14 protein-coding genes are annotated in these 15086 nt (G+C 42.8%); 3 read left to right on the top strand and 11 right to left on the bottom strand.

Annotation, left to right across the window (positions count from 1 at the left end; all coding sequences use genetic code 11):
• Positions 1-293: 293 nt before the first annotated feature.
• The 3 genes from BN8908_RS01805 to BN8908_RS01795 form a co-directional block, all read right to left on the bottom strand.
• Complete coding sequence (locus BN8908_RS01805; RefSeq protein ID WP_068688501.1) at positions 294-1523, bottom strand: IS4 family transposase; 1230 nt, start codon at positions 1521-1523, stop codon at positions 294-296.
• Between the two features lie 370 nt (positions 1524-1893).
• On the bottom strand, positions 1894-3081 hold the full coding sequence (locus BN8908_RS01800) for a retropepsin-like aspartic protease (RefSeq protein ID WP_068688624.1): 1188 nt from the start codon (positions 3079-3081) through the stop codon (positions 1894-1896).
• 11 nt (positions 3082-3092) lie between these two features.
• Entirely contained in the window at positions 3093-4616 is a 1524-nt protein-coding gene (locus tag BN8908_RS01795) for a hypothetical protein (RefSeq protein WP_021986702.1), read from the bottom strand.
• Positions 4617-4948: 332 nt separating this feature from the next.
• On the opposite strand from BN8908_RS01795, the gene BN8908_RS01790 reads away from it, so the two are divergent.
• From BN8908_RS01790 to BN8908_RS01780, 3 genes are read left to right on the top strand one after another with little or no spacing between them, the layout of a single operon-like run.
• Positions 4949-5236: a YtxH domain-containing protein gene (locus tag BN8908_RS01790; RefSeq protein ID WP_021986700.1), complete on the top strand. Its 288-nt coding sequence runs from the start codon at positions 4949-4951 to the stop codon at positions 5234-5236.
• A 35-nt stretch (positions 5237-5271) separates the two neighbouring features.
• Complete coding sequence (locus BN8908_RS01785; RefSeq protein ID WP_068688622.1) at positions 5272-5706, top strand: phage holin family protein; 435 nt, start codon at positions 5272-5274, stop codon at positions 5704-5706.
• Positions 5654-6004, top strand: coding sequence for a hypothetical protein (locus BN8908_RS01780; protein WP_068688621.1), 351 nt, complete (start codon positions 5654-5656; stop codon positions 6002-6004). The genes BN8908_RS01785 and BN8908_RS01780 overlap by 53 nt, the downstream gene beginning before the upstream one ends.
• 1 nt (position 6005) lies before the next feature.
• Here BN8908_RS01780 and BN8908_RS01775 read toward each other — a convergent pair whose 3' ends face one another.
• The 8 genes from BN8908_RS01775 to BN8908_RS01740 all read right to left on the bottom strand — a co-directional run bounded on the left by BN8908_RS01775 (position 6006) and on the right by BN8908_RS01740 (position 15036).
• Entirely contained in the window at positions 6006-7427 is a 1422-nt protein-coding gene (locus tag BN8908_RS01775) for an NADH-quinone oxidoreductase subunit N (RefSeq protein ID WP_068688618.1), read from the bottom strand.
• 10 nt (positions 7428-7437) lie between these two features.
• Entirely contained in the window at positions 7438-8931 is a 1494-nt protein-coding gene (locus tag BN8908_RS01770; protein WP_021986696.1) for a complex I subunit 4 family protein, read from the bottom strand.
• Positions 8932-8965: 34 nt separating this feature from the next.
• Complete coding sequence (gene nuoL / locus BN8908_RS01765; RefSeq protein ID WP_068688616.1) at positions 8966-10861, bottom strand: NADH-quinone oxidoreductase subunit L; 1896 nt, start codon at positions 10859-10861, stop codon at positions 8966-8968.
• 51 nt (positions 10862-10912) lie between these two features.
• Positions 10913-11221, bottom strand: coding sequence for an NADH-quinone oxidoreductase subunit NuoK (gene nuoK / locus BN8908_RS01760; protein WP_021986694.1), 309 nt, complete (start codon positions 11219-11221; stop codon positions 10913-10915).
• A 16-nt stretch (positions 11222-11237) separates the two neighbouring features.
• A complete protein-coding gene (locus tag BN8908_RS01755) occupies positions 11238-11741 on the bottom strand; it encodes an NADH-quinone oxidoreductase subunit J family protein (protein ID WP_021986693.1) in 504 nt (167 codons plus the stop codon).
• An 11-nt stretch (positions 11742-11752) separates the two neighbouring features.
• Positions 11753-12229: a 4Fe-4S binding protein gene (locus BN8908_RS01750; protein WP_021986692.1), complete on the bottom strand. Its 477-nt coding sequence runs from the start codon at positions 12227-12229 to the stop codon at positions 11753-11755.
• Positions 12230-12250: 21 nt separating this feature from the next.
• Complete coding sequence (gene nuoH / locus BN8908_RS01745) at positions 12251-13327, bottom strand: NADH-quinone oxidoreductase subunit NuoH (RefSeq protein WP_021986691.1); 1077 nt, start codon at positions 13325-13327, stop codon at positions 12251-12253.
• Positions 13328-13413: 86 nt separating this feature from the next.
• Positions 13414-15036: an NADH-quinone oxidoreductase subunit D gene (locus BN8908_RS01740; RefSeq protein WP_021986690.1), complete on the bottom strand. Its 1623-nt coding sequence runs from the start codon at positions 15034-15036 to the stop codon at positions 13414-13416.
• Between the last annotated feature and the right edge of the window lie 50 nt (positions 15037-15086).

Below are 15086 nucleotides of genomic sequence, written 5' to 3'. Positions count from 1 at the left end.
ATCGTAAATCAAAAATCGTAAATCGTAAATTACACAATGAGTCCGTCCCAGTGTGTTATTTTCACCCACCCTTTTTCTCAATTTAAAATCTAAAATCTAAAATTTAAAATCATTAACTACCTCTTCGAAACCCTTCTACAAATCAAAAATCTCCCCAATCGTAAATCAAAAATCATAAATCGTAAATTACACAATGAGTCCGTCCCAGTCATGTTCGGAAGAAAAAATATTGTCCATGGTTGTCTTTTTCCATATATTCTTTTTTTCTGGTCTTCTCAAGTGCTCCTAAATTTTCAGACAGGAGGTCTGAGTTGCGTTTTATTCAGATCTCCCCCGCTTTCAATAACGATAATGGCCATAATCAGATTTTCGAGTTCAATGCCCATTCTTCTGACAGCCGTGGTATATCCGATATTATTTTCCCGTTTATAAATCATCACCAGCATAGCCGTAATCAGGGTCATATACATCACAATCTGTATTCCGTTTTCATTCATGGAGAGAAAATGGCTGAAATTCAGTTCCTGTTTGATAAAACGAAAAAAGACTTCAATATCCCACCGTCGACGGTATATCTGAGTAATAGTCTGAGCTGTAAGTTCCAGACAGTTAGTTATGAGTAAAATTTCGCCTTTACCCTGAGGTTTAAAACGCACTACCCGGAAAGTTTCATCAACGAGTCTGGTTGTTACTACTTTTCTTCCTTCTTTATTGAGTTTTTCTTCCCGTTTATAAAGTTTAACCAATTTGTCTTCAAGAAGGTCTCCGTCTGTGAAAACATCATTTCCCTTTTTCAGGTCCTCCACCACCAGCATTTTCCGTTTATCGGTCAGTCTGCCTACAAAAAGGAGTCCATCCTGACTTTTCATTGTCCTGAATGCTTCGGCAGAATTCTGACCGCGGTCAAGGATATAAACAGAAGAGTGATCCTTTATCTTTTGAAAATGGCTGAGCACATTCTCAGGAAGTACATGGGATTCGCTGGCTTCACTATCACCCGAATGAGTCGTTGCAAAAGAAGCAAACATTCCGTCAAAATTGATGGTATATTTCATCATTTTCTTTTTCCCGTAAAGATTGCCGCACGGCATTCCCTGTTTGAGGTGATTGCAGGCTTCACTTACAAGAGTACTGTCCACACGCTGAAGACATAAGTTTTCGATCTCTTTCGTACTGTATAAAGAACTGAAAATATGATAGATCGTTTCGTAGCACTCCCGGAAGAAATCAGTATTCATGGTGGACAGACGATCGGATATGGAACTATGGGATATCGTTGGTTTACCTTTAAAATTAAATAAAGTACGAAAAAGAGGAGAGGAAAAGGAATCAGCCAGACCACGCTGGCTCAATTTATCTGTACGAAGGATTCCTGATAAAAGCAAATAAAACATCAAACGGCCATTCAATACTTTGGCATAATGATCAACTTTACTTTTAGTGGCTATTTTTAGGATATGTTCATCAGGAATCTGACGCAATAGCTGAATCAAATCAATTTTCTGATTAAAGATGGTTGACATATATCTATTGTTTATGAAAACAAATATAGATATTTAAATACAAGTCAATACATTATAAAACAATTAGTTACTAACAAAATAATACATGATTGTTAATAACTGGTATGTTTTTTTTGATTTCCAAAATTGGAGGGACTGTTCTTCCGAACATGACTGAGTCCGTCCCAATGTGTTATTTTCTCCCACCCTTTTTCTCAATTTAAAATTTAAAATCTAAAATTTAAAATCATTAACTACCTCTTCCAAAACCCTATACAAATCAAAAATCTCCCCAATTGTAAATCAAAAATCGTAAATCGTAAATTACACAATGAGTCCGTCCCAGTGTGTCATTTTCTTTATGCCCATTTTGTAATTTTAAATCTAATATTCAAATTGCCCGGATTACGACTGTTTTCTCCTCTCCCGAAGCCGTCCGGATCAACAAATCCATCTGGTCAGCATCCTCGTCGGATACGAGACTCTCGATAAGCAACTGGCACGGATCTTTTTCTGTTATTTTTATTCCGTTTACTTCTAAAATCTCATCTCCGATAGCGACCTCTTTAAAATCTCCCCATATCAAACCGATCACCAATTTATCCCCCATAAAAGTCGGCATAACTTCCCAAATTTTCTCCGGTTTGACTTCGATTTCACCTTCCGTAAAAGGCATAAAATAAAAGCGGGAACGGGAATAATCGATAACAACCCGTCCGTAATCCAACAATCCAAGTCCCATCCGGGAATTATCATTATTCATCGTTTCCGTAGATACATTTTTGAAAACCGATGTACCGACACCGAAATAAGGCACCCCTAACAATAGTTTATCCATCTTCGGAGCATTTCCCCACAACCCCACACTATTGCTCCCGTGGCCGACTTCCTTTATTCGAAACACCCCTGAATCCGCAGCAATAAATTGGTTGTAGTTCCGTTCTGAAATCTGCAAAAACCCCCCGTCTCCGGTATCGAATAATAATTCCAATACCATATTTTCAGCCACTTTTACAGGTATAATAGGACTGCTTTGCTGGCTACGGTGTAACATTTTGATCCCTCTTTGTTTAGGCATATCAAGCCGCTTCAGCCGGTCCGTCAGAATAATTTTCTGCTCATCATCCCGGAATTCAACCACCGATTTCCAACAAATATTACTTCCGATAAAACCATCAACCTCAAAACATACGGCAAAAATCGAATGATCCGATAGGATACCGGCCGGAACTCCATGAAAGCTCGTACCTCCGATCTTGATTTTATCCACCCGGATGATTTTCGCCGTATCCACTTGATTATATGCATCATACAAAGGCATACTCTGAATTACCTTACATCCCAGCTCTTTAGCCAGACTCTCCGTCAGCAGCACCGTCGCTCCGGTATCCCATATAAAACGCCTTGGCTTTCCCCCGATTTCAACCGTTACGATAATCTTCCCTCCCACCTTTTCGTACGGTATTTCTTCGTAATATCTTTTTTGCTCGGGTTTCCCCTGTGTAAAACTGAAAACATCTTGTGCCATCCCGGTATACATACACAAGCACAACGCCAACAATACGGAATATCTCAACATAACAAAGTTTATTACTGACCCAGATCCGGTTTATATACGACAGGCAATCCCGAATTCCCGGATTCTTCATCTTTTTTATAACGATATACACATTTTTGCGGAGAAGAGGAAGCATAGCGGAACCGGTCCTGTATGGCTTCCGTTTCTCCCAAATTCCACTCTTCAATTGCAGCATTCATCTCATCGATACGTGCATTGCATTCAAGAACATCCTCGAGTAAAACAGCCGGCCCGTTCTGTAGCCTTGCAATATCCTGATCCGAACCGTACACACCCGTCGCCAATACATAAGTTGCCCTAACCAAGCCCCCCGTCTGCCCCACAATTCCGTAAACATATTCTCCGCCGACAACGTCGCCGACACTGTAACAGGCATAGAACACCCCATTCACACAATCCCCGGACAATCCGCCGACCGAACGGTTTGCCTGAATATCTCCGGTATTGTAACAAGCGATATAGATCGTGCCGCCGTCACCGCATATACCACCGACCATTTTATCTCCGTATATTTGTCCCCGGTTCGAACAACCGATAAAATAAGCATTATTATTACCGCTCGTACCCAGTATACCCCCTACCTGTATTCCTTTCCCGGCAACCACGCCTTCATTCGAGCAATGCAGCATTTTCCCACCGCCAAAACCAAAAATTCCTCCTACAGCCGCTTTTTCTCCGAATACGGTATCCCGGTTTATGCAATTTTCAAGCAAATAAGTGGACGTCCCGCATATCCCGCCGACTGTCGCATATCCTTCTATCCTTCCGTCATTGTCGCAGTCTGTAATGACAGCTTCATTCACCCCACAAATTCCACCGGCATTATTGGAACAAAAAATCATAGCATCATTAACACAGTTTCTTATCAAATTGAAATTCCGTCCGCACATCCCACCGGCCCCGGATTCCCGCCCCCATATCCATCCCTCATTCCGGCAATTCCGGATTTCTCCCCGGTTTTCTCCGCATATCCCACCCACAAAATAACTTCCGTTCACCCGCGCTTTATTCACACAGTTTTCTATCAATCCGAAGTTATACACACCAAACGTGCCGATATGCAAATCCCTTTTCTTGGTTATCACTCCGCTTTCTATCGTCAGATTCTTTACCTCTCCATAACTATCCTGGGCACCGATACAATAGAAAAGTCCGCCTTCCGGAAAGTTTCCGTTATACAATCCGGCTATCCGGTGTCCTCCCCCATCAAAACGGCCTTTCCAAGGCCTCCCTGTTGCATAACCGATAGGCATCCAGACATTCAACTCCTTATCCTCCGGCATAAAAGTTCCATTCCGTTCAAACTTCACCCCCGGATTTAAATCAATATCTGTTGTCAGCAAATAATTTTTTTGCAAATCGCCCTCCGGAGAAGCGAGCCAGGCCAATTGAGCTGCACTCTCAATCAAAACCGGATCGGCGTTCAAATCCGGTTGTTCAATCCGCTTTCCATCCCAATCCGTCTTTCCTGCATTACACCCATACAACAACCATATCAACAAAACAGATACATAAACATTCAAACTTATCTTCATAATACAATATTTAAAATTGTAGACTTACGATTTTAGATTAAAAAATCCGATAACGAATCAATTTGCCGGGCAACTTAAAATTTACAATTCACCTACATCTGATTTTCTAAAATCCGGTTTGGTATTTTTTTCAAAAATAAGCAATTTTATCACATTGTTCCTTCTGAAAAGAAAAAATATCGCCGGCCTCAACCCTTCCAAAACAATAATTATTACCGTCTACCCGGCAATACCTACCTCCACAGATTGTAAAATATAAAATAGTATTAAAACCTGAACTTTTATCGCCTTAGTATCGTTGATAGGATACATAACTTAAAAACAACAATATCATGAAAAGCGAAAATTCACATTTAATTGCAGGGATGATCTTTGGGGCCCTTATCGGAGCATGTTCCACTTATTTTATCATCAAAAATCAAGATAAGATCAAGAGGGAATTCGAACACGCCCGTGATAAAGTAAAAGATTTTAGTCACAGAGCAAAAGAAAGAGCCGAAGAATTTACAGAAAGAGCTGAAGAAAAAATGAATGAATTCGGGAAAAACGTATCAGAAAAGGCCAATAAAGCAGCCGGCGCCGCTGATGACAAAAGTCAGCGTCTAAACAACCCGGCTTAACTCGATATTTGATCTTTATTTTTCGACCTCAAGGCATGAGACAAGAACCCGAAGAAATCCTGAATCAATTCAAAGAACGGCTACTCTCCTATATCGGAGTGAAAGTCGAACTCTTTAAATTGGATGCTTACGAAAGGATTGCAAAAATCATTGCAATCCTTTCACACAGTCTTATTTTGATGTTGTTATCCCTTTTCCTCATATTGTTTCTCTTTTTCACACTGGCTTTTTTCTTAGGAGAATTATTCAACAGAACCTACATCGGTTTTTTCATTGTCGCGTGTATCTACCTCCTGTTGTTTATTATCGCCTACCGCATGAAAAAGAGGATTCAAACCGGCATTATGAACATGATTATCGGAGCCATACAAGAAAAAGAAGAAGAAGACAATGACGAAACACACGACCTATCCGGCAATGAACAACCGACCGCAACAAATAACACCACTGCAACAACTGATCGCAGATAAGCGTTCGCTCCGGCGCAGACTCCGGGAAGAGGAGCAGGAACTGGACGAAGGCTGGCAACTCGTCCGGGACAATGCCGGACGTTTGATCCTGACCGGACTCAGCCGGCTGTTTTTTCCCCGCCGGAAAAATACATCCTCTGCCTCTTCTCAGGAAAACAGAGCCGGTTTTTGGCAAAATATAACGGACAATCTCCCTTATTACCTGAATATGACCCGCGAAGGGTTGTCTATAGCCTGGCTATTTATTAAACCTTTGTATAAGAGATGGCAAACACATCACAACAAGAGGGAGGAATAGCTTACATCCCTGAAGTCAACAGATAAATACGATCGTATACCACACTCAATACGCCCAGCAATAAAATACCGGCAGTACAAATCACCAGACTTAGCCGGGTATAATTATCCGAACGGAACGTATTTATAGGATTTTCGTTCAGATTAATAAACATCGCTTTTACGATCAACAAATAGTAATACAGGGATATGATCGTATTGATTAACGCCAACAATACCAGCAAATAAAAACCTTCCCGGGCCGCCGACATAAAAATGAAAAACTTACTGAAAAATCCGGCAAAAGGCGGAATACCAGCCAAAGAAAACAATGCCAGCATCATAATGATACTCAACCGGGGATTGGTTTTATACAAGCCGTTATAATCATCCATCCGGACCTTACCGCTCCGTTGCTCAATAATAGCGATTACACCGAAAACAGCCAGGTTTGAAAATAAATACACCAATATGTAAAATACCAGGGAAGTCATTCCCTGTGCCGTTCCGCCGATTACACCGAGCATCAGGTAACCGGCCTGGGAAATGGAAGAAAACGCCATAAAGCGTTTTAAATTATGCTGACGTATGGCAAATAAATTGGCTATCGTTATCGTCAGAATAATAATCCCGTACAATAACATCTGCCATTGGTCCAGAATCGGTGTAAACACCTTCATCAAAATCGTCATTAATACAAAAGCCGCAGAACCTTTGGAAATAACCGATAAATAGGAAGTAACGGCCGTAGGTGCCCCCTCATAAACATCTGCTGTCCACAAATGGAACGGGACCAATGAAATCTTAAATCCCATCCCGACAAAAAAGAATGCAAAAGCCATCAACTGTATCGGACTGCCTGTAATTCCGGCCGGAATATCTTCAAAATACATTGTACCGGCAGTTCCATATAAAAGGGAAATACCATACAACATCAAACCCGAAGCAAACACGGCCGACAAAATGTACTTGGCTCCGGCTTCGGCCGAATTATGACGGTATTTATCAAAAGCGGCCAAAGCAGCCATCGGTACGGAAGCCGTCTCCAATCCAATAAAAAACAACAGGAAATTCCCGGAAGAAATCATAAAATACATTCCCAACAGAGTCGTCAGCGTCAAAAAATAAAATTCCCCCTGTTTGATTACCGTATCTTCCCGATTCAGCCAATTCCTGGCCTGCATAAAAATAATCAATGTCCCGACACTCAAAATCGTCTTCATAACCGACATGATCGGTGAACTGATATACATTCCGCCAAAAGCACGGGCATCAGGCATGGGCACGACATTGACGACAATATGTATTCCCAACAGCAAACACGCTATCAGGTGAAAATAACTCCTTCCTTTGCCGGCAGCAAACAAATCGAATACCAACAAAACGACCATCACTACAATCAGTGATATCTCTTCCCTTAAATATAACAAATTCGCGAAATTCATAAGCTCAATTCTATAATCCCAATTTTCCAATCACCGGCAATACACTTCCGTTTATCATATCCGAAATCCATAAAGGAGCCAGTCCAATACCGGCTACTGCAATAATCAGACATATCACAGCAAAACGCTCGTCCCAGGTAGCATCTTTCAGCGTCAGATGAACAGGATTTACAACGCTTCCATACAACAATTTTCCAACCACGCGCAAGATATACACCGCTGTTATCACGATAGAAGTAGCAGCAATGATCGTCATAACCCGATGAAATACATCTGCATGTTCGAAAGCCCCTACAAAAACAGTCATCTCCGCCACAAAACCGCTCAATCCGGGCAACCCCAGAGAAGCCAAACCCGCAATCACATAACATACTCCCAGAAACGGCACAATCCGCATCAATCCCCCCATTTCCGTAATCATACGGGTATGGGTACGGGAATAGATCATTCCGATCAAAGCAAAAAACAAGGCTGTCATCAATCCATGCGATAACATTTGCAATACAGCCCCCGTTATCGCTGTCTGATTCAGCATCAGTATAGCAAACAACACCAAGCCGCAATGGCTCACCGACGAATAAGCATTGATGTATTTCAGATCTTTCTGCACAATTGCACTATAAGCCCCGTATACCACACTGATACCGGTCAGAATAATAAATATCCAGGATAATTCTTTAGCAGCCTCCGGCATCAGATAAATTGCTACCCGAAAACAACCGTATCCGCCTAATTTCATCAATACGCCCGCGTGTAACATAGACACAGCCGTAGGCGCCGAAGCATGTCCGTCAGGAGACCAGGTATGGAAGGGAAACAAAGCCCCTAAAACACCAAAACCGACAAATGTCAATGGAAAAAACAAACGCTGTGCAGCTTCCGGGATATGATAGCCCGCAATTTCCAGTAAATTCATCGTATAAGTGCCACCGGCCGGTGCAGAGTGGAAATAGATACCTAAAATACCGACCAGCAAAAAGGCAGACCCGCCCATTAACATCAGCGTCAGTTTCATCGCTGCATATTCCTTCCGTCCGCTTCCCCATACGCCGATCAGCAAGTACATCGGGATCAATGCCACTTCATAAAACATAAACATCGTAAACAAATCGACGGATATAAAGAAGCCGAATACGCCTGTCGACAGCAGACAAAACCACATAAAATATTCTTTTTGCAGCATATTCATCCGCCAGGAAGCAAAAGTCCCCGTAAACACAATGATAGCCGACAACAACAACATCGCCACCGAAATACCGTCGACACCCACTGCATAATGAATATTCAACGGTGCAAACCAAACCATATCCGCCTGAAACAACATTTCAGCCGTATTACCGTTTGTCCGCTCTCCCAAATACATAATAACCGTCGTTACAGCCAGCCCCAGTAACAAAGATGCCCCCGTCGCCATAACCGTCCGGATCTGCTTCAGATTGGCAGCCACCAGCAACCCCAACATCATGGCTACCGGTATCCCAACAAACAATGATAAAAAATTCATCGTATTTTATTTTATTGTTTTCTTATGAATAATCTTATAATACCAAAACAAGTACCATGATCAGGGTACCCAGTAAAAAGACAAAAGCATACTGCTGTACTTGTCCGGACTGAAAAGTCCGTATACTGAAAGCTACCTGCTGCGTAACATAGGCCATCAGATTCATCGTACCGTCTATGATATGTCGGTCAAACCAAGCTATTCCCCTGGAAACTCCGGCGAAAATAATCCGTTTCGTGATAAACAGATAAACTTCATCCAGATAAAAACGGTGTGTAGCGGCACGGTAAAACCAACCGAAATCCGTTGCCAGCCGTCCCGGTATGGCAGATGTTCCTTTGCAATACAACTTCCTGGCCAATCCGATAGCGATACAGGCAATTAACACACTGACTAAAGCCACTTTCCAATCCAAATGTATAATATACCCGGCCCCGTTACTGCTGACAAATTTCCCGAACGGAATAAATCCGGCACAGAGGGTAACGACAGCCAAAAACATCAACGGTATCGTCATCGAAAAAGGTGCTTCATGAGGGGTATGCTCGCGTACCGCTTCTTTACCCCAAAATATATTGTAGTACAAACGAAACATATAGAAAGCAGTCAATCCGGCAACACCACTCATCCAGATTCCCATCCAACTGCTGTACATAAACGCAGCGGCCAATATTTCGTCTTTACTGAAAAATCCGGAAAACGGAGGAATACCTGAAATAGCCAGACAGGCAAACAAAAAGGTGATATGCGTCCACGGCATATACTTGCGCAACCCTCCCATTGCCGACATTTCATTACTACCGATGGTATGTATGATAGCTCCGGCACAAAGGAAAAGCAAAGCCTTGAACATAGCATGGGTAAACAAATGAAACATACCGGCCATATATCCTAAACCGGCATGTCCGCCCATTCCACTTACCCCCAAAGCCACCATCATAAAGCCGATCTGTGAAATTGTAGAAAAGGCAAGTACCCGTTTGATATCCGTCTGTACACAGGCAACTACGGCAGCATACAGCGAAGTAAACGCCCCGACGACGGCTATTCCCTCTAAAACACCGGGTGCTTCCGTTACATACAAAGGAAACATACGGGCTACCAGATACACTCCGGCAACCACCATTGTCGCAGCGTGAATCAATGCAGAAACCGGGGTAGGACCTTCCATGGCATCCGGTAACCAGATATGCAGGGGAAACATAGCTGATTTTCCCGCACCTCCGATAAATATCAGAGCCAAGGCCCAAGCGACAACCGAACCACCCATAAAAGTAACCCCGGCAGCCGACGACAAAGAGGTACCCTGCATCAAATCGGCAAAATTAAATGTCTGGGAATAAAAGGAAAGCAGTAAAATTCCGATCAGAAATCCGAGATCGGCAAAACGGGTAACGATAAATGCTTTCTTAGAAGCAGCGACGGCGGCAGGCTTGGTGTAATAAAAGCCGATCAGTAAATAGGAAGACACACCAACCAATTCCCAGAAAATATACATCTGAAAAATATTCGTAGCCACGACCAGACCAAGCATCGAAAATGAGAACAGGGACAAGAAAGCGTAATAACGCTGAAAACCCCGTTCTCCCTTCATATACCCCAAACTATAGATATGCACCATCAGAGATACCGTCGTGATAACCACCAGCATCATCACTGATATCGGATCCAGTAAAATTCCCAGATCGATATGCAAATGCTCCGTAAAATGCAGCCATTCGACATTGAATACCGTCAACGGTTGCCACACCCCATCTACCCGTCCACTACCGAAATACTGCCAGGCCATCGCATAAGCCAATGCTGTAATAACCGCCAATCCCGTCGTTCCCAGTAATCCGGCCGTCGACGGTTTCATCCGTTGCCCGCATAGTCCCAGTATCAAAAACAAAAGCACCGGTACCAACAAAATCAATATTGTATAATCCATATTTTTCTCTTTTAACCGAAAAAACAAAACCGCTTACACGTCCACCTTCAATCAGTGCTTCATCTTATCCAATTTACCGACCTGAATATTCCGTATATTCCGGTAAATATTAATGATTATAGCAATAGCGACAGCCGTCTCCGCCGCCGAGATTCCGATGGCAAACAAAGTGAAAAAGAATCCCTCCGGCCGGCCGGCATATAAATAACGGTTGAATACGGCAAAATTGATATCCACAGAATTCAGTATCAACTCTATCGAAATCAATATCGCCAACAGATTTCTACGTGTAAAAAAACCGTATATTCCTGCAAAAAACATGATGGTACTCACCACCAGATAATACTCCATGTGTATCATACTACTCAACTTTAATTTATCCTCTTTTCCGGGCGATCATAATCCCACCGATCATACAGGCCAGCAACAACACGCTGATCGCCTCAAAAGGAAGCATATACTGATATTTTTCCGTGCCCAACAAGGCAAAGCCTATTTTCTTCATATCAATCTCACCCGGAACAAAATGAGTTTCCGGAAAAGTGTGACTCAACGTAATAAAAATACAGATCACAGCACCCGCCACCGCAGCAACCAAACCGGCAAACAACTTTCCTTTCGGCAAGCGTGTGGCCAGCTTATCCCCGTCAGGACTCGTCAATAAAATCGAAAACACGTACAATACGATAATCCCCCCGGCATATATCGTAAGTTGTACTGCACCCAAAAAGGAATAATTCAACTCAAAATAAATTCCTGCCGTAGCGAACAATACAAACAACAGATAGGTGGCCGATCTTAAAATACGCTGAGTCGTTACTGTCAATATCGAAAAAACGATGATGACTGCCGCCAGAATATAAAATACAACTACTTCCATAATCTTTTCATTTAAATTTTTTCCCGAGGAGTTACCTGCAGAACAGAACCTTCGTGATTCAGCCGGCGAACCAGCTTTTCCCGGGTAAACACAGCATTTTCGAACTCCGTTGTAAAATGCAGAGCCCCATGAGGACAATTCACGACACAAAGCTGACAAAAAAGACAACTTCCCAGATCATATTCATATACACGCAATACTTTCCGTTTCTTTCCCTCCTCATCCGTAACCATATCCGCATGTATATGAATCGTACCGTTCGGACAATTCATTTCACATATACCACAAGCCACACATTTGTGCTCATTCCGGTCGTTATGTATCAATTCCAAAGCTCCCCGGAAACGATCGTACATTTTTAATACCGAACGATTTTCCGGATAACATTCGGTTGTCTTTTTAGTAAAGAACTCCCGTAATGTCACCTTCATACCTGTCAGCAAAGACCAGATTCCTCCGAATAAACCGTTATAATAATTCGTTTTCATTTTAGTTTACAAACCTTTATTTTACCAATGCCATCCAAACACGACGACAAGCACCATCAAAAACATATTGACCAGATTGATCGGTAACAGATATTTCCATTCCAATGTCAGCAACTGGTCTATCCTCAACCGGGGAAAGGTCCATTTAAACCACATGATGATAAATATCAATACACCCGTTTTTCCAAAAAACCAACATATCGAAGGAATATAATCCATCACCCGGTTAAAACCTTCCCAACCTGCAATATGCAAAGGCATCCATCCACCGAGAAAAAGAGTAGCAGCCATGCCGGCAACGATAAACATATTCAGATATTCGGCCAGATAGAAAAAACCGAAATGCATACCGGAATACTCCGTATGGTAACCGGCTGTCAACTCGGAGTCGGCTTCCGGCAAATCGAAAGGCCCCCGGTTCGTCTCGGCCGTACCGGCAATCAGATAAATGACAAAAGCAATAAAAGCCGGAATATGCCCTTTGAATATAAACCAACCGTCTGCCTGATTCAAAACGATCTCCGATAATTGGGTCGTATCCGTAAAAACAATAATCGTCAATACCGACATTCCGATAGACAATTCGTAACTGATCATCTGCGCCCCACTACGCATAGCCCCGATCAATGAATACTTGTTGTTGCTCGACCAACCGGCCAGCAATATCCCGACAATCCCCATCGAAGACACAGCCATGACAAAAAAGGCCCCCACATTAAAATCGATAATTTCCACACCTTTGGCAAAAGGCAGGCAACTGAAAGCGATAACAGAGGCTATAATAACAATATAGGGGGCCAGATTAAACAGGAACCGATCGACATGATTGATCGTTATCAACTCTTTGGTCAACATTTTAATCATATCGGCAAAACTCTGGGTCAAACCACAAGGTCCTACCCGATTCGGCCCGAGACGACATTGAAAAAAGGCACATACTTTACGCTCCACATAAATCAGTACCAAAGCAATCACGGCATATCCGATCAGAATACATATTCCGATAATCAGGAATTCAACCGGTATCACCCATCCGTCCGGTAACAGCGAGCGCAATATCCGGTCTACCCACTCTGTTACAACTGAAAAATCAAACATACACTTATTTTTTAATTACTGCTTTCAACCTACAGGCCTTTTCACAACACGTTTCCTCATCACCTGTAAACCGAAAATCCAACCGATTATCTATCAATATCGGGAACCACATAATCCAATGATCCGCCGATGGCTATCAAATCCGCAATTTTATTTCCCGTCGCCAAAGTATCCACCACCGACACCAACGGTAAACCGGGAGAACGGAACTTCAAACGGTAAGGATACTTATCCCCGCGACTATCGATAAACACCCCGAATTCTCCCCGACTGGCTTCAACACTTGTAAAATAACTTCCTTCCGGCAATTTGACAATCGGTTTCATTTTTACGGCATAGTCTCCTGCCGGTATATTATCGATCAACTGCTCCAATATCCGCAACGACTGCGTAATCTCATCGAGACGTACCATATAACGTCCGAAAACATCTCCGTCTTCCCGGATCACTTCATCGAAATTCACCCGGTCATATACACCATAAGGATGTATTTTCCTCACATCACAAGCCCATCCCGAAGCCCTTCCCGACGGTCCGGTCACTCCATACGAAACAGCCTGTTCCCTTGATAACACGCCGATACCTTTCATACGTTGCCGGGCAATCACATTGCCGGTAAAGATTTCATGGTATTCTTTCATAGCGGGCGGCAGATAACGCATAAAATCTTTCACTCCCCGTACAAAATTGGGATGTATATCTGCCATCACACCGCCGATTACATTGTAATTCATAATCAACCGTCCCCCACAAGTCTCTTCCAACAGATTCAAAATCTTTTCCCGATCCCGGAAACCATAGAAAAAAGCTGTCAAAGCCCCCAAATCCATACAGAAAGTGGACCAAAACAACAAGTGCGAAGCCACCCGGGTCAACTCATCCATAATCGTCCGAATATACTGCGCCCGTTCCGGTACTTCCACGCCCATCGCCTGTTCTATACAACGACACAAAGCATGACGGTTCTGATGGGCCGATAAATAATCCAAACGATCGGTCAAAGCCAGAGTCTGCGGATAAGTCATATTTTCACACATCTTCTCTATACCACGGTGAATATATCCGCAATTGACATCTACCTTTTTGACAATTTCTCCTTCCAACGATACCCGGAAACGCAATACCCCATGGGTAGCCGGATGCTGCGGACCGATATTTACCACATATTCGTTATTATCGAATACTATATTTTCCTTCTCTTCTACAACTCCCTCCTCCGTTATCTCCAGCACCGGAGTTTTGTCCAATGTCTCATCGCTTTCCAGATTGACCGGGTTAGCCGCTAAATTATAATCCTTACGCAACGGATAACCGATCCAGTCATTTCTCAAAAACAACCGACGCATATCCGGATGGTTGATAAAACGAATACCTAAAAAATCAAATACTTCCCGTTCATTCAGCACCGCTGTCGCCCACAAATCGGAAACCGTTAATAATTCGGGGTTCTCCCGTCCTACGGCAACCACTTTAACCATCAATTCCCAATTGTATACCGTCGAACGGAAATGATATACCACACCCAATTCTTCTCCCCAATCCATACCCGTCATACACAACAAATAGTCGAACTGCAACTCTTCATCATTCCGCAAATGCACGGCTAACAACCGAAAATCGCCGGGATTCACTTTGACAGTCAACACCTGCCCTTCTTCCCATTCGGCAAACGGAACCAATTTTATTATATAGTCTTTCAAATTTCCCATCCTTGTTTCATATTAAATAGAAGGACCGCTGATTTTCCCATAAAATAAAC

Origin of the sequence: Culturomica massiliensis, from assembly GCF_900091655.1 — a bacterium.
Lineage (GTDB): Bacteria > Bacteroidota > Bacteroidia > Bacteroidales > Marinifilaceae > Culturomica > Culturomica massiliensis.
This window is presented reverse-complemented; position numbering and strand designations above follow the sequence as displayed.

Coding starts and splice junctions, on each gene's coding strand:
- BN8908_RS01750 (WP_021986692.1), bottom strand. CDS start 12,229: ATGAAAACGAATTATTATAACGGTTTATTCGGAGGAATCTGGTCTTTG.
- BN8908_RS01800 (WP_068688624.1), bottom strand. CDS start 3,081: ATGTTGAGATATTCCGTATTGTTGGCGTTGTGCTTGTGTATGTATACC.
- BN8908_RS01755 (WP_021986693.1), bottom strand. CDS start 11,741: ATGGAAGTAGTTGTATTTTATATTCTGGCGGCAGTCATCATCGTTTTT.
- BN8908_RS01770 (WP_021986696.1), bottom strand. CDS start 8,931: ATGAATTTTTTATCATTGTTTGTTGGGATACCGGTAGCCATGATGTTG.
- BN8908_RS01790 (WP_021986700.1), top strand. CDS start 4,949: ATGAAAAGCGAAAATTCACATTTAATTGCAGGGATGATCTTTGGGGCC.
- BN8908_RS01785 (WP_068688622.1), top strand. CDS start 5,272: ATGAGACAAGAACCCGAAGAAATCCTGAATCAATTCAAAGAACGGCTA.
- BN8908_RS01780 (WP_068688621.1), top strand. CDS start 5,654: ATGAACAACCGACCGCAACAAATAACACCACTGCAACAACTGATCGCA.
- BN8908_RS01805 (WP_068688501.1), bottom strand. CDS start 1,523: ATGTCAACCATCTTTAATCAGAAAATTGATTTGATTCAGCTATTGCGT.
- nuoH (WP_021986691.1), bottom strand. CDS start 13,327: ATGTTTGATTTTTCAGTTGTAACAGAGTGGGTAGACCGGATATTGCGC.
- BN8908_RS01775 (WP_068688618.1), bottom strand. CDS start 7,427: ATGAATTTCGCGAATTTGTTATATTTAAGGGAAGAGATATCACTGATT.
- nuoK (WP_021986694.1), bottom strand. CDS start 11,221: ATGATACACATGGAGTATTATCTGGTGGTGAGTACCATCATGTTTTTT.
- BN8908_RS01740 (WP_021986690.1), bottom strand. CDS start 15,036: ATGGGAAATTTGAAAGACTATATAATAAAATTGGTTCCGTTTGCCGAA.
- BN8908_RS01795 (WP_021986702.1), bottom strand. CDS start 4,616: ATGAAGATAAGTTTGAATGTTTATGTATCTGTTTTGTTGATATGGTTG.
- nuoL (WP_068688616.1), bottom strand. CDS start 10,861: ATGGATTATACAATATTGATTTTGTTGGTACCGGTGCTTTTGTTTTTG.